The sequence below is a fragment of the Streptomyces sp. NPDC031049 genome, from assembly GCF_055571015.1.
This window is the reverse complement of the sequence record NZ_JBVIGC010000025.1, coordinates 22573-45615: the sequence shown is the minus strand read 5'-3', so window position 1 is coordinate 45615 and position 23043 is coordinate 22573. Positions and strand designations below refer to the sequence as shown.

Genomic DNA, 23043 nt, shown 5'->3' with positions numbered 1-23043 from the left:
ATGGCTGTCGGGCATCGGGCCGCGTGGCGTGGGCACCGCCGGCTGTGAGAGGGACGGGAATGGAACCGACCGAGAGCGCCGCCCCGGGCTCACGGCTGCGCCTGCGTCGCCTGACGGGCGCCTGGCGCGCCGGCCGCCGCGGGCGGTCCGCGCACGGCGGCGGCGCTCAGGGGCGCGGCGCCGCACCGCACACCTCCCCGGCCGGCGCTGCCGCACGGCCCGCCGCGCCCACTCCGCCGCACCCCGCGTCGCCCGGCCGGGGCACCGTACGCCGGCCGGCCGACCGGCAGGGCGCCGAGCGCGCCGGGGACCTGACCGGCTCCGAGACCGAACGGCACCCGGCCTGGCCCGCGTTGCCGGCGGCCATCGTCGCCGCCGCAGGATTCGTGCTCGGCGCCGGCTTCCTGCGGGCGTTCACCGGCGGCCACGCCCTCTTCCCGGCCGGCACGGTCGGCTGGTCCCTCGCCCTGCTCACCGGGATCGTCGTCGGCCACCTCGTGATGCTCGGCCGCTCCCGCTGGTGGGGCGGCACCGGCTCCGGCGCCGCCCTCACGCTCGCCGTGCTGCTGCTCTACGGCTGGGTTCCGGCCGGCATGGTCAGCCTCACCGTCGTCGTCCTGGTCGGCATCGCCCGACGGGGCCGCTGGCGCCAAGGGGTGCTGCACGGCGCGGTGGACATCCTCGGCATCGCCGCCGGTGCCGCGCTGCTCGGCGTGTGCGGCTCGGTCCCGTCCGTGGAGTCCCCCTGGAGCCCGGACACCTGGACGCTCTACGCGGCACCCAAGGTCGTGCTGGTCGCCGTCGCCTACCTCGCCGTCACCCGCGTCCTGCAGTGGTATCTGCACTCCCCGCGCGGCGGTCTGCCCACCGCCGCCCGCACCGCCCTGGTCAGACAGGGCCTGGTCGCCGTCGCCCTGCTCGGCATCGCGCCGCTGATCTGTGTGGTCGCCGCCGCCCAGCCGCTGCTGCTGCCGCTGTTCGCCATCCCGCTGATCGCCCTCGACTCCACGCTGTGGATCGCCCGGGCCCGCGCCGAGGAGCAGCTGCGCGACCCCCTCACCGGCCTGCCCAACCGCCAGTGGCTGCTGGAGCGCATCTGGACCGCGCTGGACGACGCCGAGCGCATCGACGCCCGCGCCGCCCTGATGCTGATCGACCTCGACCGTTTCCGTTCGGTCAACGACACCCTCGGACACCTGGCCGGGGACCGGTTGCTGCTGCAGACCGCGGACCGGCTGCGCCAGGCCCTGCCGCGCGGAGCGGAGGCCGCGCGGCTGGGCGGGGACGAGTTCGCCGTGCTGCTGCCGGTCGCCGACTCCACCACGTCCGCGACCCGCATCGCCCGCCAGCTGGTCGGTGCGCTCGGCTCGCCGCTCGACCTGGACGGCCTCACCCTCGTGCTGGAGGCGAGCGCCGGCGTCGCGGTCTTCCCCGACCACGCCCTGGACGCCGAGGGCCTGCTCAGACGCGCGGACGTGGCGATGTACCAGGCGAAGCGGGACCGCACCGGCGTCGAGGTCTACGAATCCAAGCGGGACTCCAACACCCCCGACCGCCTCGGCCTGCTCGGCGACCTGCGCCGCGCCCTGGACGCCCACGAGGTGGAGCTGCACTACCAGCCCAAGGTCCGCTTCGACGGCCAGGTCGCCGGCCTGGAGGCGCTGGTGCGCTGGGTGCACCCGGAGCGGGGCAAGGTGCCGCCCGACGAGTTCATAGCGATCGCCGAGTCCTCCGGGCTGATGCCCCACCTGACGGAGTACGTGCTGGAGACGGCGCTCGGACAGGTCGCCGAGTGGCGCTCCCAGGGCCTGTTCGTGCCGGTCGCGGTCAACGTCTCCCCGCGTGACGTGCACACCCCCGGCTTCGCCGGCTCGGTGGCCGCCCGGCTGGCCCGGCACGGCGTCCCGGCGGGGGCGCTGCAACTGGAGATCACCGAGCACGTCCTGCTGGAGGACCCGCAGCGCGCCGCCGACACCCTCGCCGGGCTGACCGGGCACGGGGTGAAGATGTCCCTGGACGACTTCGGCACCGGGTACTCCTCCCTGGTCCATCTGCGCCGGCTGCCGGTGAGCGAGCTGAAGATCGACCGCTCGTTCGTGGCCCGGCTCGCCGTCGACGCGGAGGACGCCGAGATCGTGCGGTGCACCGTCGACCTGGCGCACTCCCTCGGGCTGCTCGTCGTCGCCGAGGGCGTCGAGGACGACGAGACCTGGGAGCGGCTGCGGGACCTGGGCTGCGACGCGGTGCAGGGGTGGCTGGTGGCCGCGGCGATGCCGCCCGACGAGACGACGGCGTGGCTGCGGGCGCGCGGGTCGCGGGGCTGGCAGCGGCCCGCCGCCGCCCTGCCGGCGGCGGCGGGGGACGACCCCGGAAGGGTCGGATAGACGCCGGGTGCTCCGCGGGGTGGGGTGGTCGCGTCCTGTGGGGTGCGTCTGCCGGTCGTCCGGCGGGTGCGGGTGCGTCGTGGCTGGTCGCGCAGTTCCCCGCGCCCCTTGCGGGGCGCTGTTCGAGCCGGTGGTTTTTCGGGTGCGGGTTTGTCGTGGCTGGTCGCGCGGTTCCCCGCGCCCCTTTCGGGGCGCTGCCCATCCGCTTCACGAGCATGGCCCCGCGACCCATAGGATTGGGCCAAACCACACACACTCACCCCAGAGGAACGCTGCATGCCTGGCATCACGCGCGAGGAGGTCGCCCACCTCGCCCGGCTGGCGCGTCTGGAGCTGAAGCCCGAAGAGCTCGACCACTTCGCGGGACAGCTGGACGACATCATCGGCGCGGTCGCCCGCGTCAGCGAGGTCGCCGACCAAGACGTACCGCCGACCTCGCACCCGCTCCCGCTGACGAACGTCATGCGCCCGGACGAGGTCCGTCCGTCGCTCACGCCCGAGCAGGCGCTCTCCGGCGCCCCGGCCCAGGAGCAGCAGCGTTTCAAGGTGCCGCAGATCCTGGGGGAGGAGTAACCGCCATGAGCGACATCATCAAGCTCACCGCGGCCGAGATCGCCGCGAAGATCGCCTCCGGCGAGCTGACCGCCGTCGAGGTCACCGAGGCGCACCTCGCCCGCATCGAGGCCGTCGACGAGAAGGTGCACGCCTTCCTGCACGTCGACCGCGAAGGCGCCCTCGCGCAGGCGCGCGCCGTGGACGCCAAGCGGGAGCGCGGCGAGAAGCTCGGCCCGCTGGCGGGCGTCCCCCTCGCGCTGAAGGACATCTTCACCACCGAGGGCGTGCCCACGACCGTCGGCTCGAAGATCCTCGAGGGCTGGATCCCGCCGTACGACGCGACGGTCACCAAGAAGCTGAAGGCCGCCGACGTCGTCATCCTCGGCAAGACCAACATGGACGAGTTCGCCATGGGGTCGTCCACCGAGAACAGCGCGTACGGCCCGACCGGCAACCCCTGGGACCTCACCAAGATCCCCGGCGGTTCCGGCGGCGGCTCCTCCGCCGCGCTCGCCGCCTTCGAGGCGCCGCTCGCCATCGGCACCGACACCGGCGGCTCCATCCGCCAGCCCGCGGCCGTCACCGGCACCGTCGGCGTCAAGCCGACGTACGGCGGCGTCTCCCGCTTCGGCATGGTGGCCTTCTCCTCCTCCCTCGACCAGGGCGGCCCCTGCGCCCGCACGGTCCTGGACGCGGCCCTGCTGCACGAGGTGATCGCCGGACACGACCCGATGGACTCCACCTCCATCGACGCCCCCGTCCCGCCGGTGGTCGAGGCCGCCCGCAACGGCAGCGTCGCGGGAATGCGCGTCGGCGTGGTCAAGCAGTTCCGCGGCGAGGGCTACCAGGCCGGCGTCGTCCAGCGCTTCGACGAGTCCGTCGAGCTGCTGAAGGAACTGGGCGCCGAGATCGTCGAGCTGGACTGCCCGTCCTTCGACCTCGCCCTGTCGGCGTACTACCTGATCGCCCCCTCGGAGTGCTCCTCCAACCTCGCCCGCTTCGACGGCCTGCGCTACGGCCTCAGGACCGGCGACGACGGCACGCACTCCGCCGAGGAGGTCACCTCCCTGACCCGCGAGGCCGGCTTCGGCCCCGAGGTCAAGCGCCGCGTCATGCTCGGCACGTACGCCCTGTCCAGCGGCTACTACGACGCGTACTACGGCAGCGCGCAGAAGGTCCGCACGCTCATCACGCGGGACTTCGAGAAGGCCTTCGAGCAGGTCGACGTGATCGTCTCCCCGACGACCCCGACCACCGCCTTCCCGATCGGCGAGCGCGCCGACGACCCGATGGCGATGTACCTCGCCGACCTGTGCACCATCCCCACCAACCTGGCGGGCAACGCGGCCATGTCGCTGCCCTGCGGCCTCGCACCCGAGGACAACCTGCCGGTGGGTCTGCAGATCATCGCCCCCGCCATGAAGGACGACCGGCTCTACAAGGTCGGCGCCGCCGTCGAGGCTGCCTTCGTGGAAAAGTGGGGCCACCCGCTGATCGAGGAGGCACCGTCGCTGTGAGCGCACTGTCCAAGGCCAAGGGCTTCAAGTCGTCCAAGTCCGGTCTGTACATCTCGATGGCCACCTCGGCGTTCGGCGCCGTCGGGGTCTACAAGCAGATCAAGAAGGCCCGGAGCGAGAGCGACACGCTGCGGCTGCTCGACGCCGTCGTGACCGGCGCCGCTGTCGTCACCAACCTCGCCATCCTGTACCGCGAGCTGAAGCGTCTCGGCGACGACGACGTCCTGCTGGGCTGAGAGGGAAGTTTCACCGTGACCACCACGACCGACCTGGTGTCGTACGAGGACGCACTCGCGTCGTACGACCCCGTCATGGGCCTCGAGGTCCATGTCGAACTCGGCACCAAGACCAAGATGTTCTGCGGCTGTTCGACCGCGCTCGGCGCCGACCCGAACACCCAGACCTGCCCGGTCTGCCTCGGCCTGCCCGGCGCGCTCCCGGTCGTCAACGCGACCGGCGTCGAGTCCGCCGTCAAGATCGGCCTCGCGCTGAACTGCGAGATCGCCGAGTGGTGCCGCTTCGCCCGGAAGAACTACTTCTATCCGGACATGCCGAAGAACTTCCAGACCTCCCAGTACGACGAGCCGATCGCCTTCGACGGCTACCTCGACGTGCAGCTGGAGGACGGCGAGACCTTCCGCGTGGAGATCGAGCGCGCCCACATGGAGGAGGACACCGGCAAGTCGACCCACGTCGGCGGCGCCACCGGCCGGATCCACGGCGCCTCCCACTCCCTGCTCGACTACAACCGCGCCGGCATCCCGCTCATCGAGATCGTCACCAAGCCCATCGTGGGCGCGGGCGAGCGGGCTCCCGAGGTCGCGCGGGCGTACGTCCGCGAGCTGCGCGAGCTGATCCGCGCGCTCGGCGTGTCCGAGGCCCGCATGGAGATGGGTCAGATGCGCTGCGACGTGAACCTGTCGCTGATGCCGAAGGGCGCCGAGACGTTCGGCACCCGCTCGGAGACGAAGAACGTCAACTCGCTGCGGTCCGTGGAGCGCGCGGCCCGCTACGAGATCCAGCGGCACGCGGCGGTCCTGAGCGGCGGCGGCACCATCGTCCAGGAGACCCGCCACTTCCACGAGGACACCGGCTCCACCACCTCCGGCCGGGTGAAGGAGGAGGCCGAGGACTACCGGTACTTCCCGGAGCCCGACCTCGTCCCGGTCGCCCCGTCCCGCGAGTGGGTGGAGAAGCTGCGCGCCGCGCTGCCCGAACTGCCGCTGGTGCGCCGCAACCGGCTCCGTGAGGAGTGGGGCGTCTCGGCCACCGACATGCAGGCGATCCTCAACGCCGGCGCGCTGGACCCGATCGTCGCCACCATCGACGCCGGGGCGGACGCCGCCTCCGCCCGCAAGTGGTGGATGGGCGAGCTGGCCCGCGCCGCCAACGAGTCCGGCACGGCGCTGGACGAGCTGGCGATCACCCCGGCCCAGGTCGCCCGGGTCACCGAGCTGGTGGCGGCCGGCGACCTCAACGACAAGCTGGCCCGCCAGGTCATCGAGGGCGTCCTCGCCGGCGAGGGCACCCCGGACGAGGTCGTCGACAAGCGCGGTCTGAAGGTCGTCTCCGACGAGGGCGCGCTCACCGCGGCCGTGGACGAGGCCATCGCCGGCAACCCGGCCGTCGCCGACAAGATCCGCGGCGGCAAGGTGGCCGCAGCCGGCGCCCTGGTCGGCGCGGTCATGAAGGCGACCCGCGGCCAGGCCGACGCCGCCCGCGTCAAGGAGCTGATCCTGCACAAGCTCGGCGTCACCGAGGGCTGAGCCGCACGCACCCGGAAAGGGGCCGCACCGGATCCCGGGCGGCCCCTTTCCGGCGTTCCCGGCACGACTCACCTGATTGTCGGGTGTCCCGTGTCCCACTGGTGTGAATAACCCCACGAATTCCGCAATCGATCACTTTCGCCTGCAAGAGTGGCTGCGCATCGCTCATGCGTTCTTTGCGGGTTGTTCAGTTCATAGACGACTGTTCCCGAACAAAGATCCACAATCAGTCACCCTGGGAGCACGCTCGTGGCAGCCCTCGCACGCTGGTGTGTCCGACGCCGCCTGATCACCGTCCTGCTCTGGCTGCTCGCCTTCGCCGGGGTCGCCGCGGCCGCCTCCGCCACCGGCACGGCGTACTCCAACGACTACAAGGTCCCCGGCACCGAGTCCGACCGCGTCTCCCGGCTCCTCGACTCCGGCTTCCCGGGCCACGGCGGCGACACCGGCACCGTCGTCTGGCACTCCCCGTCCGAGACCGTCCGCGCCGCCGCCGTCGAACAGACGATGACCCGCACCCTGGACCGCATCGAGCACCTGCCCGGCGTGGCGTCCGTGACCAACCCCTACGACGCCCCCGACTCCGCCCTCATCAGCGAGGACGCCCACACCGCGTACGCCGTCGTCACCTTCGACGACCGGCCCGGGGACGTCTCCGAGGCCGAGGCGCGGGCGGTCGTGGAGGCCGCGAAGTCCGCCGAGGGCGACGGACTCCGGGTGGAGCTGGGCGGCGGCGCCGTCGGCGGCACCGAGGCGCCCGGCGGTCACCTGGCCGAGGTGGTCGGCGTGGTCATCGCCGCCCTGGTGCTGCTCCTCGCCTTCGGCTCGCCCGCCGCCGCCGCGCTGCCCATCGCCACCGCGCTGGTCGGCGTCGGCACTGCCTACGCCGGGACCGTGCTGCTCGGGCACGCCATGACCGTCGCCGACTTCGCGCCGATGCTCGGCATGCTGATCGGGCTCGGCGTCGGCATCGACTACGCGCTGTTCATCGTCACCAGACACCGGCGCGGACTCAAGCGCGGGCTGTCCGTGCCCGAGGCCGCCGTGAGCGCCGTCTCCACCACCGGACGGGCCGTCGTCTTCGCGGGTGCCACCGTGTGCATCGCGCTGCTGGGCATGCTGATCCTCCGGCTCGGCTTCCTCAACGGCGTCGCCATGGCCGCCGCCCTGACCGTGGTCCTCACCGTCGCGGCCTCCGTGACGCTGCTGCCGGCCTTGCTGGCGTACATCGGCCCGCGCGCCCTGAGCCGCCGCGAGCGCCGCCGGCTCGCCGAGCACGGGCCGGAGCCCGAGATGCCGACCGGGTTCGCCGCCCGCTGGTCGGCGCTGGTCGAACGCCGGCCCAAGCTGCTCGGCGCCCTCGCCCTGGTCGTCGTCACCGTCCTCGCCCTGCCCACCCTCGGGCTGCGCCTGGGCACCTCCGACGCGGGCAACGACCCGCGCGAGAGCACCACCCGCCAGGCCTACGACCTGCTCGCCGACGGGTTCGGGCCCGGCGTGAACGGCCCCCTCACCCTGGCCACCGAGGTCGGCGGCGCCGAGGACCGGCTCGCCTTGGACAACCTCGACGCCACCCTGCGCGGCACCGAGGGCGTCGCCTCGGTGACACCGGCGGCCTACAGCTCCGGCGGCGACACCGCCTACCTCACCGTCGTCCCCGAGTCGGCACCCCAGTCCGAGGCCACCAGCGACCTGGTCGACCGGCTGCGCGAGGAGGTGCTGCCGCGCGCCGAGAACGGCACCGGCCTCGACGTGCACGTGGGCGGCGTCACCGCCGGGTACGACGACTTCGCCGCCGTCATCGTCGGCAAGCTGCCGCTCTTCGTCGGCGTCGTCGTCGGCCTGGGCTGTCTGCTGCTCCTGCTGGCCTTCCGCTCCGTCGGCATCCCGCTGAAGGCCGCCGCCATGAACATCGCCGCCGTGGCCGGCGCCTTCGGCGTCGTCGTCGCGATCTTCCAGTGGGGCTGGGGCAGCGAACTGCTCGGCCTGGGCAGCGCCGGGCCGATCGAGCCCTTCCTGCCCGTGATCATGGTGTCGGTGCTGTTCGGGCTCTCCATGGACTACCAGGTCTTCCTGGTCAGCCGGATGTACGAGGAGTGGCTGGAGACCGGGGACAACCGGCGCGCCGTCCGGGTCGGCCTGGCCGAGACCAGCCGGGTGATCAACTCCGCCGCGGTCATCATGATCTCGGTCTTCCTCGCCTTCGTCCTCAGCGGCGACCGCGTGATCGCCATGTTCGGCATCGCGCTGGCCGCCGCCGTCGCCCTGGACGCCTTCGTCCTGCGCACCCTCCTGGTGCCCGCCCTGATGCACATGCTCGGCCGGGCCAACTGGTGGCTGCCCCGGTGGCTGGACGCCCGGCTGCCCCGCATCAGCATCGAACCGCCCGAGTGCCGTGCCGCGCATGAGAGGCTGGCCGCCGTGACGGACGCCGAGGTGGCGGACGTCCTGGCGCAGGAGGAGCGGCAGCGGGATGTACGCGATACCACTGGGTGACGACGGCGCGGAACTGCGTCCGCTGGAGACCTGGCACGCCGAGGAGTTCCTCGCCCACCTGGACCGGGGCCGGGAGTTCATCAGCCGGCACATCCCGTTCGGGGCGAAGGCCACCGACCTCGAGTCCGCGCGGGCGCTGCTTCAGTCGTACGCCGACAAGCACGCCGCCGACAGCGGGTTCCTGCACGGGCTGTGGCTCGACGGCAAGCTCGTCGGCGGACTGCTCTTCCGGGTCTTCGACGCCGCCACCGGCGTGTGCGAGATCGGCTGCTGGCTGGAACCGGCCGGGACCGGCAAGGGGCTGGTCACGCGGGGTGCCCGGGTGCTGATCGACTGGGCGTTCGACGAGCGCGGCATGCACCGCGTGGAGTGGCACGCGTCGTCCGCGAACACCCCCAGTGTCAACGCCGCGCGGCGACTCGGCATGATGCGGGAGGGCGTTCTGCGCGAGAGCTTCCCCTACCGGGGTGTCCGCCAGGACATGGAGGTGTGGGCCGTGCTCGCGCCCGAGTGGCGTGCGGCACGCGCGCGTACCGCCCAGAAGGATCATTAAGGGACCTCTCAGACAGCGTCCGTACGGTGCGAGACATGGGAACGAAGACAGTGGACGAGACCGCGGTGAAGACGACCACCGATGAGACCGGCACGGCCGGCAGGACCGACGAGGCGGTCGCGGACACCGTGTCCGCCGACGCCCCCGAGGCGACCACCGACGGTGCCGAGGGCACGGAGGAGGCGGCCCAGGAGGGCACCACCGGCCGGGAGGGCCCCTCCGGGGTCGGCCAGGGCGCGGGTGCCGTCGTCGCCGCCGCGCTGGGCGTCGTCTCGCTGACCGGCAGCTGGGTCGGCACCGTGGCCTCCGCCCGCCAGTCGCTGATCGGGCAGCTGGAGAGCTCCTCGTCCGGGAACGTCGCCCAGATGATCGACAAGGGCTACGGCCAGGCCTGGCAGGCCACCGCGCTGTGGGGCGGCGTCTTCGCCCTGGTCGCGCTGATCGTCGGCGTCGTGGTGCTGGCCCGTCCCGCGTTCGGGGCGCCCGGCCGGCCGCAGGCGGCGTGGGTCAAGTCGGTCGCCTGGGCCGGCGTCGCGCTGGGCGTGATCGGCCTGCTCCTGGCCGTCCTGAAGTACACCGGCGTCCTGCTGGGGCTGCCGGCCACCGGCTGAGCCGGCCGCACCCGCACCCGGCAAGGGGTCTTAGGGCACACCAGCGCCACCGGCGCCCGCCCTAAGACCCCTTCCGCACGTCTAAGGCCCCGGCCCCCGGCCCAAGATGCGGCAGTTACCTGATGTGGCGGGGCCCCCTGGGAGACGACAGTGGAGGCGTCGCACCGAGCGGCACCGACACCGACACCGTCACCAGGGGGTATACCGTGTTCGAGTACGAGCTGCACAAGGCCCGCTCCGCCGAACTGATCCGCCGCGCCGAGCAGGAGCGGCTGGCCCGCGAGGCCGTCCGCGCCGGCCGCGCCGCCCGCCGGGCAGCCGCCCAGGACACCGCCGAGGCCGAGAGCCATAGGCCCCGCGGCCGGCGGCACCGCTTCCCACGGGCCGCATGAACGCCGGGCCCCGGCAGGGCGACCGCACGGCCCCGCGCCGCGCGGTCGCCCGCCGGAAAACCGGTGCCGGACCGTCGGACCGGCATGCGATGCTCGGGCCCGTGGAGACCAGGTCAGTCAGCCCCGTGTTCGTCGGCCGCACCGGCGAACTGGACACGTTGCGCGAGGCGCTCGTCAGCGCCGCCGAGGGAGAGCCGCAGGCGCTGCTGGTCGGCGGTGAGGCGGGCGTCGGCAAGACCCGCCTCGTCGAGGAGTTCGCCGCCGCCGCCCGCGCGCACGGCGCGGTCGTCGCCCTCGGCGGCTGCGTCGAGATCGGCGCCGACGGGCTGCCGTTCGCACCCTTCTCCACCGCGCTGCGCGCCCTGCGCCGCGCCCTGCCGGACGACCTGGCCGCCGCCGCGGCCGGCCAGGAGGAGGAACTCGCCCGGCTGCTGCCCGAACTGGCCGAGAACCCCGCCGCCGCACCCCCCGGCCGCCCCGACGAGGAGGGCCTGGCCCGCCTCTTCGAACTGACCGCCCGCCTGCTGGAGCGGACCGCCGCCCGGCACCCCGTCGTCCTCGTCCTCGAGGATCTGCACTGGGCCGACGCCTCCACCCGCCACCTGCTCGCCTACCTGCTGCGCACCCTGCGCACCGGCCGCCTGGCCGTCCTGGCCACCTACCGTTCCGACGACATCCACCGCCGCCACCCGCTGCGCCCCCTGCTCGCCGAACTCGACCGGTTGCGCACGGTCCGCCGCATCGAGCTGGACCGCTTCACCCGCGAGGAAGTGGGCCACCAGATAGCGGGCATCCTCGCCAGGGAACCCGAACCGAGCCGGGTCGACGAGATCTTCCGGCGCTCCGACGGCAACGCCTTCTTCGTCGAGGAACTCGCCGTCGCCACGCACGACGGCTGCGGCAGCGGCCTCACCGACACGCTGCGCGACCTGCTCCTGGTCCGCGTCGAGGCGCTCCCCGAGACCGCCCAGCGGATCGCCCGGATCGTCGCCGAGGGCGGCACCACCGTCGAGTACCGGCTGCTCGCCGCCGTCGCCCGGCTCGCCGAGGACGACCTCATCGAGGCCCTGCGCGCCGCGGTCAACGCCAACATCCTGCTGCCCGCGCCCGACGGCGACGGCTACCGCTTCCGGCACTCCCTGGTCCGCGAGGCCGTCGCCGACGACCTGCTGCCCGGCGAGCGGTCCCGCCTCAACCGCCGCTACGCCGAGGCCCTCGACGCCGATCCGACGCTGGTCCCGGCCGACGAGCGCGTCATGCGGCTGGCCAGCTACTGGTACCGCGCCCACGACACCGCCCGGGCGCTGCCGGCCGTCCTGGACGCCGCCGTCGAGGCCCGCCGCCGCCACGCCTACTCCGAGCAACTGGGGCTGCTGGAGCGGGCCATGGAGCTGTGGGACTCCGCCCCCGAGGAGGTCCGCGCCGGCCTGCGCCCCCTGGACTGCGCCGAGTTCTACCCCGCCTCCCGCGCCTCGGGCGAGGGGGCACCGGCGTCCCCGCCGCTGCGCTACCTGGACCTGATGGCCGAGGCGGCCGTCGCGGGCCGGCTGAGCGGCGAGCGCAAGCGCGCCCTGCGGATCACCGGCCGGGCGCTGGACCTGCTGGAGGAGGACCCCGACCCGCTGCGCGCCGCCTGGTTCTGGACCCAGCGCGGGCTGCTGATCCAGGCCCAGGCCCGCGGCGACGGCCGGCACGAGCTGACCATGGCCCAGGACCTCGTCCGGGGCCTGCCGCCCTCGGAGGTGCACGCGCGCGTGCTGGCCGTCGTCGCGGGCTGGTCGATGCTGCACAACCCCGGCCCCGAGGCCGTCGCCGCGGCCGAACGGGCCGTGGAGTACGCCCGCATGGTCGGCACCGCCGACATCGAACTCGACGCCCGCCTCACCCTCGGCGGCCTGATGGTCGACGCGGGCCACATCGACTCCGGCCTCGCCGAGATGTACGAGGTGAAGGAACTGGCGGTGGCCCGCGGCCGGTCCGGCGTGGTGGCCCGCAGCCACGTGAACCTGCCCTCGGTGCTGGAGGGCATCGGCCGCTCCGAGGAGGCGGTCCGCATCCTGCGCGAGGGCGTCGAGGTCACCCGGCGGATGGGCCTGCTGGAGTCCGAGGCCTGGGTGTGGGGCAACCTCGCCGAGTCGTATCTGTCCCTGGGCCGGTGGGAGGAGGCGCTGGAGGCGTCGGCCCGGGCCTCGGGGCGGGCCGCCCAGCCCCGTGGCGGCGCCTGCCTGAAGACCTCCTGGATCGCGCTCGCGCGCGGGGAGGTCGCCGAGGCCGCCCGGCAGCTCGCCGAGGCCCGCGCGTCCTACGGCACGCACGACCCCATGCCGCAGTACCGGCTGCCGCTGGCCGCCATGGCCGTCTCCCTCGCCGCCGCCGAGGGCCGCCTGCCCGACGCCCGCGCCGAGCTGTTCCGCGCCCTGGACGCCGGGTTCCCGCCCGGCACCCAGCGCTACGGCTGGCCGCTGCTGCTGGCCGCCGCCGAGGCCGAGGCCGACGCGCGGGGTGTGCCGGCCGCCGAGGAGGGCCGCGCCGAGACGCTCGACCGGCTGCGCGGGGCCGCCAAGTCCCTCACCACCGGCGTCCCGCTGTGGGAGGCCCACGCCCTGTGGGTCCGCGCCGAGCTGCTCCGCGCCGAGGGCCGGGACACCCCGCAGGCCTGGTCGGACGCGGTCACCGCGCTCGAGGCCCTGGGACGGCCCTACGACCTCGCCCGGGTGCGTCAGCGGCTGGCCGAGGCCCTGCTCACCTCCGGCGACGGCGCGGCCGACCGCGACCGTGCCACGGAGCTGCTCCGCCTCGTCCATGCCGTCGCCGGCCACCTCGGTGCCCGCCCGCTCGCCGACGCGGCCACCGGTCTGGCCCAGCGCGCCCGGCTGCCGCTGCACACCGCGGCTCCCGCCGCCGATCCGGCGGAGGCGCTCGGCCTCACCAGCCGTGAACGCGACGTACTCCGCCTGGTGGCCGACGGCCACACCAACCGGCGTATCGCCGAGGAACTGTTCATCTCCCCGAAGACGGCCAGCGTCCACGTCTCCAACATCCTCGCCAAGCTCGGTGTCGCCGGCCGCGGCGAGGCGGCGGCGATGGCCCACCGCCTGGGCCTCTTCCACCCGACCCCGACAGCCTGACACCGCCCGGCGCCCCGGCGGCACGACTGCCGGCGGGCTGCGGCAGCTGCTGCGGCGGGACGGCAGGGCTCGCCCGGTGGGGGTGGGCGACCGAGCGCCGCGGCTAGCGCACCGTCAGCTCCAGGATCCGGTCGTCGCCGTCCTTCGGGTCGCCCCGGCCGTCCGTGTTGCTGGTGACCAGCCACAGCCGGTCGCCGCCCGCCGCGACCACCGTGCGCAGCCGGCCGTACTCGCCCGTCAGGAACGCCTGCGGGTCCGCCGCCGTACCGGTGCCCTCCAGCGGGATGCGCCACAGCCGCTCGCCGCGCAGGCCCGCCATCCAGACCGAGCCCTCGGCGTGGGCGATGCCGCTGGGGGAGGCCTCCTCCGTGGACCACTGCGCGACCGGGTCGTGGAACGCGTCGTCGTCCGAGCGGCCCTCCGCCTCGGGCCAGCCGTAGTTGTCGCCCGGCGCGATCGCGTTCAGCTCGTCCCAGGTGTTCTGGCCGAACTCCGAGGCGAACAGCCGCTGCTCGCGGTCCCAGGCCAGGCCCTGCACGTTGCGATGGCCGTACGAGTAGACGGGGGAGTCGGGGAACGGGTTGCCGGGCGCCGGGTCGCCGTCGGGGGTGATGCGCAGGATCTTGCCGCCCGTGGAGTCCCGGTCCTGCGACAGCCCCGTGTCGCCGGTCTCGCCCGTGCCGATGTACAGCATCTTGTCGGGGCCGAAGGCGATCCGGCCGCCGTTGTGGATGATGCCCTTGGGGATGCCCCGGAAGACCGTGTCGGGGGCGCCCAGTTGCCGGCCGGACGGCTTGTCGGCGTCGTACAGCATGCGCACGACGCGGTTGTCCGACGCCGACGTGAAGTAGGCGTAGACCATCCGGTCCGAGGCGAAGTCGGGGGAGAGGGCGAGCCCCATCAGACCGCCCTCGCCGGCCGGCTCCACACCGGGCACCTCGCCCAGGGTGGTCTTCCGGCCGCTGTCGCCGTCGATCCGGGTGATCGTGGCGTCGTCCCGGGAGGAGACCAGCAGATCGCCCTCCGGCAGCGGGGCCAGGCCCCAGGGGCTGTCCAGGCCCGTCGCGACGGTGCGGACCACCTCCACGGAGCCCTTCGCGGGCGGTGCCTCCCCGGTGGCCGAACGCGAGGGCGACGCCTGCGCGCCGGTACGGGTGGGGGAGGCGCCCCGGTCCCCGGCGGCTCCGCCTCCGTCGCCGGAGGAGCAGCCGGCCGTCAGCAGGAGCGCGGCGGTCAAGACGGCCGTCACGGCTCGACGTTGCACGATCATGGTCCCTTCGACGCGGCGGGTTCTTCCTGTCTTACACCGCCGGCGCCCCACAAGTTCCCGAGTGCGCCGACCCCCAACCGTACGGCCGCGTCCTCATTCCCACGAGCCGAGCGCCGGCGGCAGCTCGCCGACCTCCGCCAGGTCCCGTTCCGACAGCCGCAGCACCGACGCCGCGGCGTTCTGCGTCACCCACCGCTCCCGCTTGGCGCCCGGCACCGGCACCACGTGCCGGCCCTGCGCCAGCACCCACGCCAGCGCCACCTGCGCCGGTGTGACGGCCTCGCCGTGCCGGGCCGCGATGCGGCGCAGTCCGGCGACGATCGGCTGGTTGGCCGCCATCATCTCGGCCGTGAAGCGCGGGTGCCGGGCGCGCAGGTCGTCCGGCTCGAAGCCCCCGCCGGGCGTCAGCGTGCCGGTCAGGAAGCCGTTGCCGAGCGGCATCGCCGCGAGGAACCCGACGCCCCGCGCCTCGCACCACGGCAGCAGCGCCTCCAGCGCCTCCGGCGACCACACCGACAGCTCGGCCTGGACCGCGCTCACCGGGAAGACCTGCTGCACCCGCTCCAGCTGCCGGATCGTCGCGTCGTGCAGCCGCGACCCGGACCGGCGTGCCGACCGGGCGCCCACCGCGCACAGACCCAGCGCCCGCACCTTCCCGGCCCGGACCAGATCCGCCATCGCGCCCCAGGTCTCCTCGACCGGCACCTCGGGGTCGGCGCGGTGCAGCTGGTAGAGGTCGATGACGTCCGTCTGGAGCCGGCGCAGCGACGCGTCGCAGGCCCGCTTCACATAGCCGGGGCGGCCGTTGGCCACGATGTGCTGGTCGCCGACGAGCAGACCGACCTTCGTGGACACGAAGGCGTCGGCACGCCGCTCCTTCAACGCCCGCCCCACCAGCAGCTCGTTGGTGAACGGGCCGTACATGTCGGCCGTGTCCAGCAGGGAGCAGCCCAGGTCCAGCGCCCGGTGCACCGCCCTGAGCGACTCGTCGCCCCGCTGCCGCGAGGCGCTGTACGCCCAGCTCATCGGCATGCACCCCAGCCCGACGGCCCCCACCGAGAGTGCCGCCGCACCGATCGTCCTGCGCTCCACCTGGTCGTGACCTCCCCTCGTCAGGCCCTGGCTCGTCAGGCCCGCCCCAACCTAACCTCTGCGGTCGCCGGCTCCTGACATAGCCTCCTGACCATGACTGCTGACGTGTGGCTGCCCATCCCGCCGGACGAGATCGAGGGGCTTCCCGAGGGCCCCGTCTACCGCTTCTGGAACGGCGGCGAGGAGTTCCCCGCGGACCCCGCCGACTGCGTGTACTACGTCGTGCCCTACATGAAACCCAGCGGTGTGGGCACGCGCCCCATGCCGCAGATGCGTTCCGTGCGGGTCGTGCAGACCCTCTCGGCCGGCACCGACCACGTCGAGCCCGGCCTGCGCCACCTGCCCGAGGGCGTACGGCTGTGCAACGCGCGCGGTGTGCACGAGGCGAGCACCGCGGAACTCACCCTCGCCCTGATCCTCGCCTCGCTGCGCGGCGTCCCGGACTTCGTGCGCGCGCAGGACCGCGGGGAGTGGCTCGGCGGGTTCCGGCCCGCGCTGGCCGACAAGAACGTCCTCATCGTCGGCTACGGCTCGATCGGTTCGGCCATCGAGGACCGGCTCGTGCCCTTCGAGGTGGCGCGGGTGGCGCGCGTCGCGCGCTCCGCTCGCACAACGGCGCGCGGCCCGGTGCATCCGCTCACCGATCTGCCCGCCCTGCTGCCCGAGGCCGATGTCGTCGTGCTGTCCACGCCGCTCACCGAGACCACCCGCGGCCTGGTGGACGCGGAGTTCCTGGGCCGGATGAAGACCGGCGCGCTGCTGGTCAACGTCGCCCGCGGCCCGGTCGTCGACACCAAGGCGCTGCTCGCCGAACTGGAGAGCGGGCGCGTCACCGCCGCCCTCGACGTCACCGACCCGGAGCCGCTGCCCGCGGGCCACCCCCTGTGGCAGGCGCCCGGCCTGCTGATCAGCCCGCACGTCGGCGGGCCCACGTCCGCCTTCCTGCCACGGGCCAAGCGGCTGCTGACGGACCAGTTGCGCCGTTTCGTGAACCGGGAGCCCCTGCGGAACGTGGTCCTGACCACGGGGACACCCCGCTCCTGAGAAGCGCGCACGGAGCCCGAAGGCGCACGCGGCGCACGGGCCGCGAGACCGGCGCACGCGGTACCGCAGAACCCGCTTCCGGTACCCTCCGCAGCCTTCCGGAAGCGGTGGGTACCCGCATCGTCCCTGGTCGTCACGGAGCGTAGAGAACCTATGTCCCTGAGTGACGATCCTGGTGTATCGTCCCCGACAGGGGCTGCGCCGTGCACCGTTCGGCGCCGGGGACGGACATCTGAGACTGCGAGGGGGGCGACGGGCGATGCACGGCCTATGGACGAACGATCCGACGCGGCGGAGCCGCCGACGGCGGCCGTGGCGCACGGCCGCGCGCAGACGCGGCCACCCCGGTCAGCACAGCCACCACCACAGTCACCAGCGCAGGCACGGCAGCCGCAGAAGGCAGGCCCCCCCGGCGCACCGGAGCCCGCGGGACCCGGTACCGAGCCGGACCGGGAGGCCGTGGTGACCTCACCCTCGCCTCCCGCGCCCACGCTCGACGGGGCGTTGCGATCGCAGCCGGCGGGGGGACCGCTGCTGTCCCGCCCGGCGGCCGGCCCCGACGGGCCGCGCCTGGTCCGCCCGTTGCTGCTGGCCCTGGTCTGCGCGGCCTACGCCGTCGGCGCCGCGTTCGGCTGGGGCTCCCCCCGCCTCGCCATGATCATGGGGGACTTCGGGCTGGCCGCCGCCGCGGGGGCCGCCGCCGTGTCCTGCTTCCTCTACGCCCGCCGGCGCCGCGTCCACTTCCGGCCCGCCTGGCTGCTGTTCGCCCTCTCCTCCGCGATGGCGGCCCTGGGCAACGGGGTGTGGGGGTGGTACGAGGTCGTCCTCGAGTCCCCCGTGCCGAGCCCCAGCTACGCGGACCTGTTCTTCCTGTGCTTCGCGCCGCCCGCCATCGTGGGCCTGCTGGTGTTCGCCAAACGGCCGGTGACCAAGGCGGGCTGGGTCTGCCTGGGGCTGGACGCCTGGCTGATCGGCGGCTCGCTGCTGACGCTGGCCTGGAGCCTGGCGCTCGCCCAGGCGGCCAAGGCGGACGGGGGGCCCGTGGCGCACACCGCGCTGTCGCTGGCGTACCCGCTGCTGGACATCGCCCTGGTCAGCATGGTGCTCGCGCTGCACTTCCGCCGGACGCCGGTGTACCGCTCCGCGGTGAACACCGCGATCGGCGGACTCGCGCTCACGGTGATGTGCGACGCCCTGTTCACCTCGCCGCTGCTCCAGAGCAGTTACCGCTCCGGGCAGCTGCTCGACGCGGGCTGGTTCGCCGGTTCGCTGCTGCTCGCGTACGCCCCCTGGGCCGGGCCCCGGCACGGGCACTCCGCGGACCCGGAGCCGCCCGGCGGCCACACGCGCGTGGTGCACGAGCACGTCCCCGGCCAGCGCACCGGCCCCCGGCCCCCGGCGCCCCCGCCGGGCGGCGAGCACGGCCGTTTTCCCGCGGCCCGGCCCCTCGCCGGGTCCCTGGCCGCGCTCACCCCGTATCTCGCCGCCGCGGTCTGCACGCTGGGCATCCTCTACAACGTGCTCAACGGCCGCAGCGTCGACCGCGTCGTGCTGCTCACCGGCGGCACGGTGGTGCTCGCGCTCGTCGTCCGCCAGGGCATCATGCTGCTCGACAACATCACCCTCACCCAGGAACTGGCCCAGAAGGAGAACCACTTCCGGTCCCTGGTGCAGGGCTCCAGCGACGTCATCATGATCGCCGCGCCCAGCGGCGTCCTGCGGTACGTCTCCCCGGCCGCGGCCGGGGTCTACGGCCGGCCCGCCGAGGAACTGGTCGGCAGCGAACTGGCCGGTCTCATCCACCCGGAGGACCTCGGCTGCGTGGTGCACGAGGTGCGCCGGTTCCTCGCCGCCGACCCGGTCGCGGAGCCGACCACGCGCATCGAGTGCCGGTTCCGCTCCGGCGACGGCGGCTGGCTCAACGTCGAGTCCACCGTCAACCGCCACCACGGCGGCCTGATCTTCAACAGCCGGGACGTGACCGAGAGAGTCCGCCTCCAGGCGCAGCTCCAGCACAACGCCGAGCACGACCCCCTCACCGACCTGCCCAACCGAGCCCTGTTCACCAAGCGGGTCCAGCAGGCCCTGTCCGGCCGCCGCGCCTCCGACCGGGGCGCCGCCCTGCGCGGCACGGCCGTGCTCTTCATCGACCTCGACGGCTTCAAGGCCGTCAACGACACGATCGGGCACCAGGCCGGGGACGAACTGCTCGTCCAGGCCGCCCGCAGACTCCAGGACGCGGTCCGCCAGGGCGACACCGCGTCCCGGCTGGGCGGCGACGAGTTCGCGGCCCTGATCGTCGGGGACGGCGCACGGGACCGCTCCGCCCGCGAACGGCACATCCTGGAGCTCGCCGACCGCCTCAGGACGACGCTGTCGCAGCCGTACCTCATCGACGGCAACGATGTCCGTGTCAACGCCTCGATCGGCGTGGCCTTCGCCGAGCCCGGCCTCGGCGCCGGCGAACTGCTGCGCAACGCCGACCTGGCCATGTACCGCGCCAAGGCGGGCGGCAAGGGCCGCGTGGAGCTGTACAAGCCGCAGATGCAGCAGGACGTGGTCCGCAAGGCCGAGCTGGCCACCCGGCTGCGGGCCGCGCTGCACGACGGCGAGTTCGCGCTGCTGCACCAGCCGGTCGTGTGCCTGGCGGACGGCCGGATCACCTCGGTCTGCGCCCAGGCGCGCTGGCGTTCCTCCCAGGGGGTGCTGTTCACCCCCGCGGAGTTCCTGCGGGTGGCCGAGGACGGCGACAAGACCGCCGAGCTGGACCGCTGGATGCTGGAGGAGGCCGTCGAGCAGGCGGCCGAGCGCTCCGCCGCCGGACTGACCGTACCGGTGGCCGTCCGGATCGGCGCCCGCCGGCTGCTGGACCGCTCGATGCCGCCCGGCTCCGTGGAGGCCCTGCTGACCCGGCACGGACTGCCGCCGGGCGCCCTGATGATCGAACTGGCCGAGATCGACCCCCGGGTTCCCCTCGACGAGCTGGAGCGCCGGCTCAACGCGCTCAAGCGGGTCGGCGTACGGATCACGCTCGACGGCTTCGGCAGCGGCTACGCGGCGATCACGGCGCTGCGCAGACTCCCCGTCGACGTGCTGAAGCTCGACCGCTCACTGGTCGAGGGCGTCGTGGAGTCCGCCCGGCTGCACAAGATCACCAGCGGGCTGCTCCGTATCGCCTCCGACCTCGGGTTGCAGTCCGTGGCCGGCGGGGTGGACCTGCCCGAGCAGGTCGTCGCCCTGCGCGCGATGGGCTGCACCCACGGGCAGGGCATGGCCTTCTCCGGGCCGCTGGACGAGTACCGGCTGCGCAGAGCCCTCGGCACCGGCCGCTACCCGGTGCCGCACGGACCGGCCGAGCCGGCGTTCGCGGGCGGCGGCACGAACGGCGTGTACACCAAAGGGGTGACCAGCGGTATGACCAGCTCCGTTCCCGCCGTTCTCGGTGGTGGCACGGTACTGCGTTCACATAATGAGACCCCCGTCCCACCCACTTGACAGTGAGTGCGTGCCGGGGGGAGGGTCAGTTCCATGCGCACCCGAATTCTCGTACTTGGACAGCGCGTCGGCTGACGCTGAGCCCCGATCGCTCAGCGACCACCACCCGGCGCGCTCCCCTCGCTTGCCTTACGGCACGAGGGGTTTTTTGTTGCACCAGCACCTCTCGAGCACCGTTCGAGCACCGTTCGCACCGCCCGCGAACACCGTACAAACTTCGCAAAAACCCTCAGCATCGAGAAGAGAATGCCGATGACCGAGCAGGCCACCGGGGCCCATCACCCGCAGCCGCGGCCCCGATCCGGAGGACAGCAGTCCGCCCCCGTCGAGCACGTCACGGGCGCGCAGTCCCTCATCCGCTCTCTCGAGGAGGTCGGCGCCGACACGGTATTCGGCATTCCCGGCGGTGCGATCCTTCCCGCCTACGACCCGCTGATGGACTCGGGCAAGGTGCGCCACGTCCTGGTCCGCCACGAGCAGGGCGCCGGCCACGCGGCCACCGGTTACGCACAGGCCACCGGCAAGGTCGGCGTCTGCATGGCCACGTCCGGCCCCGGCGCCACCAACCTGGTCACCCCGATCGCGGACGCCCACATGGACTCGGTGCCGCTTGTGGCGATCACCGGTCAGGTGGCCTCCAAGGCGATCGGCACCGACGCCTTCCAGGAGGCGGACATCGTCGGCATCACCATGCCGATCACCAAGCACAACTGGCTGGTCACCAAGGCCGAGGACATCCCCCGGGTGATCGCGCAGGCCTTCCACGTCGCCTCCACCGGCCGCCCCGGCCCGGTCCTGGTCGACATCGCCAAGGACGCCCTCCAGGCGAAGACCACCTTCTCCTGGCCGCCCACGATGGACCTGCCCGGCTACCGCCCGGTGACCAAGCCGCACGCCAAGCAGATCCGCGAGGCCGCCAAGCTGATCACCGCCGCCAGGCGCCCCGTCCTCTACGTCGGCGGCGGCGTCATCAAGGCGCGGGCCACCGCCGAGCTGAAGGTCCTCGCCGAACTCACCGGAGCGCCCGTCACCACCACCCTGATGGCGCTCGGCGCGTTCCCCGACAGCCACCCGCTGCACGTGGGGATGCCGGGCATGCACGGTGCGGTCACCGCCGTCACCGCGTTGCAGAAGGCCGACCTGATCGTCGCCCTCGGCGCCCGCTTCGACGACCGCGTCACCGGCAAGCTGGACAGCTTCGCCCCGCACGCCAAGATCGTCCACGCCGACATCGACCCGGCCGAGATCGGCAAGAACCGCGCCGCCGACGTGCCCATCGTCGGGGACGCCCGCGAGGTCATCGCCGACCTGATCCAGGCCGTGCAGAAGGAGCACGGCGAGGGCAACAAGGGCGACTACAGCGCCTGGTGGAAGGACCTGACCCGCTGGCGCGAGACCTACCCGCTCGGCTACGACCAGCCCGGGGACGGCTCCCTGTCCCCGCAGCAGGTCATCGAGCGCATCGGGCAGCTCGCCCCCGAGGGCACGATCTTCGCGGCGGGCGTCGGCCAGCACCAGATGTGGGCCGCGCACTTCATCCAGTACGACAAGCCCGCCACCTGGCTGAACTCCGGCGGCGCCGGAACCATGGGCTACGCCGTCCCGGCCGCCATGGGCGCCAAGGCCGGCGCGCCGGAGCGGGCCGTCTGGGCGATCGACGGCGACGGCTGCTTCCAGATGACCAACCAGGAACTGACCACCTGCGCGCTGAACAACATCCCGATCAAGGTCGCCGTCATCAACAACGGCGCCCTCGGGATGGTCCGCCAGTGGCAGACCCTGTTCTACAACCAGCGGTACTCCAACACGGTGCTGCACTCCGGTCCGGACGACGTCAACCCCGAGGCCCGCGGCACCCGCGTCCCCGACTTCGTGAAGCTGTCGGAGGCCATGGGCTGCCACGCCATCCGCTGCGAGGACCCCGCCGACCTCGACAAGGTGATCGAGGAGGCGAACGCCATCAACGACCGTCCGGTGGTCATCGACTTCATCGTCCACGAGGACGCGATGGTCTGGCCGATGGTCGCCGCCGGCACCTCCAACGACGAGATCATGGCCGCCCGGGACGTCCGCCCCGACTTCGGCGACAACGAAGACGACTGAGAGCCGCAGGTAAAGGAAGCAGACCATGTCCAAGCACACGCTCTCCGTCCTGGTGGAGAACACGCCGGGCATCCTCGCCCGGATCGCCGCCCTGTTCTCCCGCCGCGGCTTCAACATCGACTCGCTCGCCGTCGGCGTGACCGAGCACCCCGACATCTCCCGCATCACCATCGTGGTGAACGTCGAGGACCTGCCGCTGGAGCAGGTGACCAAGCAGCTCAACAAGCTGGTCAACGTGCTCAAGATCGTCGAGCTGGAGCCGTCGCAGGCCGTGCAGCGCGAACTCGTCCTGGTGAAGGTGCGCGCCGACAACGAGACGCGTTCCCAGATCGTCGAGATCGTCCAGCTGTTCCGCGCCAAGACCGTCGACGTCTCCCCGGAGGCCGTCACCATCGAGGCCACCGGCAGCAGCGACAAGCTCTCCGCGATGCTGAAGATGCTGGAGCAGTACGGCATCAAGGAGCTGGTGCAGTCCGGCACCATCGCCATCGGCCGCGGCGCCCGTTCCATCACGGACCGCTCGCTGCGCGCCCTCGACCGCAGCGCCTGACGCGGCACCCGGGCGGCCGGCACCCGGCCGGCCGCCCGTATTCCGAGACCCCGAACCTTCCCTTCCCCTCACCGTCATACGGTGGGA

The 23043-nt window shown here is 73.3% G+C and carries 16 protein-coding genes; 14 read left to right on the top strand and 2 right to left on the bottom strand.

The window, feature by feature from the left end; genetic code table 11:
* Positions 1-59 precede the first annotated feature (59 nt).
* The 10 genes from ACZ45Q_RS31155 to ACZ45Q_RS31110 all read left to right on the top strand — a co-directional run bounded on the left by ACZ45Q_RS31155 (position 60) and on the right by ACZ45Q_RS31110 (position 13402).
* On the top strand, positions 60-2384 hold the full coding sequence (locus ACZ45Q_RS31155) for a putative bifunctional diguanylate cyclase/phosphodiesterase (RefSeq protein WP_468267493.1): 2325 nt from the start codon (positions 60-62) through the stop codon (positions 2382-2384).
* Between the two features lie 276 nt (positions 2385-2660).
* Positions 2661-2957 carry an Asp-tRNA(Asn)/Glu-tRNA(Gln) amidotransferase subunit GatC gene (gene gatC, locus ACZ45Q_RS31150; RefSeq protein WP_004925108.1) on the top strand — a complete coding sequence of 99 codons (297 nt, stop codon included), beginning with the start codon at positions 2661-2663 and terminating at the stop codon, positions 2955-2957.
* 5 nt (positions 2958-2962) lie between these two features.
* Positions 2963-4456 carry an Asp-tRNA(Asn)/Glu-tRNA(Gln) amidotransferase subunit GatA gene (gene gatA, locus ACZ45Q_RS31145; protein WP_468267491.1) on the top strand — a complete coding sequence of 498 codons (1494 nt, stop codon included), beginning with the start codon at positions 2963-2965 and terminating at the stop codon, positions 4454-4456.
* Positions 4453-4692, top strand: a complete 240-nt coding sequence (locus ACZ45Q_RS31140) for a hypothetical protein (protein WP_468267489.1) — start codon at positions 4453-4455, stop codon at positions 4690-4692. Before gatA ends, ACZ45Q_RS31140 begins: the two co-directional genes overlap by 4 nt.
* Positions 4693-4707: 15 nt before the next feature.
* Positions 4708-6222 (top strand): Asp-tRNA(Asn)/Glu-tRNA(Gln) amidotransferase subunit GatB, encoded by a 1515-nt coding sequence (gatB, locus tag ACZ45Q_RS31135; protein ID WP_468267487.1) that lies wholly within the window; start codon positions 4708-4710, stop codon positions 6220-6222.
* Between the two features lie 249 nt (positions 6223-6471).
* Positions 6472-8718, top strand: a complete 2247-nt coding sequence (locus ACZ45Q_RS31130; RefSeq protein WP_468267485.1) for an MMPL family transporter — start codon at positions 6472-6474, stop codon at positions 8716-8718.
* Positions 8696-9271, top strand: a complete 576-nt coding sequence (locus ACZ45Q_RS31125) for a GNAT family N-acetyltransferase (RefSeq protein ID WP_468267483.1) — start codon at positions 8696-8698, stop codon at positions 9269-9271. The genes ACZ45Q_RS31130 and ACZ45Q_RS31125 overlap by 23 nt, the downstream gene beginning before the upstream one ends.
* 35 nt (positions 9272-9306) lie before the next feature.
* Positions 9307-9882 carry a hypothetical protein gene (locus ACZ45Q_RS31120; RefSeq protein ID WP_468267481.1) on the top strand — a complete coding sequence of 192 codons (576 nt, stop codon included), beginning with the start codon at positions 9307-9309 and terminating at the stop codon, positions 9880-9882.
* A gap of 206 nt (positions 9883-10088) precedes the next feature.
* Positions 10089-10274: a hypothetical protein gene (locus tag ACZ45Q_RS31115; protein WP_468267479.1), complete on the top strand. Its 186-nt coding sequence runs from the start codon at positions 10089-10091 to the stop codon at positions 10272-10274.
* An 89-nt stretch (positions 10275-10363) separates the two neighbouring features.
* The gene (locus ACZ45Q_RS31110; protein ID WP_468267581.1) at positions 10364-13402 is read left to right on the top strand and encodes a helix-turn-helix transcriptional regulator; all 3039 of its coding nucleotides are present in this window, start codon (positions 10364-10366) and stop codon (positions 13400-13402) included.
* Between the two features lie 103 nt (positions 13403-13505).
* Here the strand turns inward: ACZ45Q_RS31110 and ACZ45Q_RS31105 are convergent, their stop codons facing one another.
* The gene (locus tag ACZ45Q_RS31105; protein WP_468267477.1) at positions 13506-14672 is read right to left on the bottom strand and encodes a PQQ-dependent sugar dehydrogenase; all 1167 of its coding nucleotides are present in this window, start codon (positions 14670-14672) and stop codon (positions 13506-13508) included.
* Positions 14673-14765: 93 nt separating this feature from the next.
* Positions 14766-15764 (bottom strand): aldo/keto reductase, encoded by a 999-nt coding sequence (locus ACZ45Q_RS31100; RefSeq protein WP_468267475.1) that lies wholly within the window; start codon positions 15762-15764, stop codon positions 14766-14768.
* Between the two features lie 93 nt (positions 15765-15857).
* On the opposite strand from ACZ45Q_RS31100, the gene ACZ45Q_RS31095 reads away from it, so the two are divergent.
* The 4 genes from ACZ45Q_RS31095 (at position 15858) to ilvN (ending at position 22956) form a co-directional block, all read left to right on the top strand.
* On the top strand, positions 15858-16808 hold the full coding sequence (locus ACZ45Q_RS31095) for a 2-hydroxyacid dehydrogenase (protein WP_468267473.1): 951 nt from the start codon (positions 15858-15860) through the stop codon (positions 16806-16808).
* A gap of 462 nt (positions 16809-17270) precedes the next feature.
* Positions 17271-20303 carry a putative bifunctional diguanylate cyclase/phosphodiesterase gene (locus ACZ45Q_RS31090; protein ID WP_468267471.1) on the top strand — a complete coding sequence of 1011 codons (3033 nt, stop codon included), beginning with the start codon at positions 17271-17273 and terminating at the stop codon, positions 20301-20303.
* A 252-nt stretch (positions 20304-20555) separates the two neighbouring features.
* Positions 20556-22406, top strand: a complete 1851-nt coding sequence (locus ACZ45Q_RS31085; protein ID WP_468267469.1) for an acetolactate synthase large subunit — start codon at positions 20556-20558, stop codon at positions 22404-22406.
* Positions 22407-22431: 25 nt separating this feature from the next.
* Positions 22432-22956 carry an acetolactate synthase small subunit gene (gene ilvN / locus ACZ45Q_RS31080; RefSeq protein ID WP_468267467.1) on the top strand — a complete coding sequence of 175 codons (525 nt, stop codon included), beginning with the start codon at positions 22432-22434 and terminating at the stop codon, positions 22954-22956.
* Positions 22957-23043: the final 87 nt, after the last annotated feature.

What these genes read in the sequence shown, in the direction of transcription:
- ACZ45Q_RS31125 (WP_468267483.1), top strand. Translation starts at nt 8,696, where the DNA reads ATGTACGCGATACCACTGGGTGACGACGGCGCGGAACTGCGTCCGCTG.
- ACZ45Q_RS31095 (WP_468267473.1), top strand. Translation starts at nt 15,858, where the DNA reads ATGACTGCTGACGTGTGGCTGCCCATCCCGCCGGACGAGATCGAGGGG.
- ACZ45Q_RS31105 (WP_468267477.1), bottom strand. Translation starts at nt 14,672, where the DNA reads ATGATCGTGCAACGTCGAGCCGTGACGGCCGTCTTGACCGCCGCGCTC.
- gatA (WP_468267491.1), top strand. Translation starts at nt 2,963, where the DNA reads ATGAGCGACATCATCAAGCTCACCGCGGCCGAGATCGCCGCGAAGATC.
- ilvN (WP_468267467.1), top strand. Translation starts at nt 22,432, where the DNA reads ATGTCCAAGCACACGCTCTCCGTCCTGGTGGAGAACACGCCGGGCATC.
- ACZ45Q_RS31110 (WP_468267581.1), top strand. Translation starts at nt 10,364, where the DNA reads ATGCTCGGGCCCGTGGAGACCAGGTCAGTCAGCCCCGTGTTCGTCGGC.
- gatC (WP_004925108.1), top strand. Translation starts at nt 2,661, where the DNA reads ATGCCTGGCATCACGCGCGAGGAGGTCGCCCACCTCGCCCGGCTGGCG.
- ACZ45Q_RS31120 (WP_468267481.1), top strand. Translation starts at nt 9,307, where the DNA reads ATGGGAACGAAGACAGTGGACGAGACCGCGGTGAAGACGACCACCGAT.
- ACZ45Q_RS31085 (WP_468267469.1), top strand. Translation starts at nt 20,556, where the DNA reads ATGACCGAGCAGGCCACCGGGGCCCATCACCCGCAGCCGCGGCCCCGA.
- ACZ45Q_RS31155 (WP_468267493.1), top strand. Translation starts at nt 60, where the DNA reads ATGGAACCGACCGAGAGCGCCGCCCCGGGCTCACGGCTGCGCCTGCGT.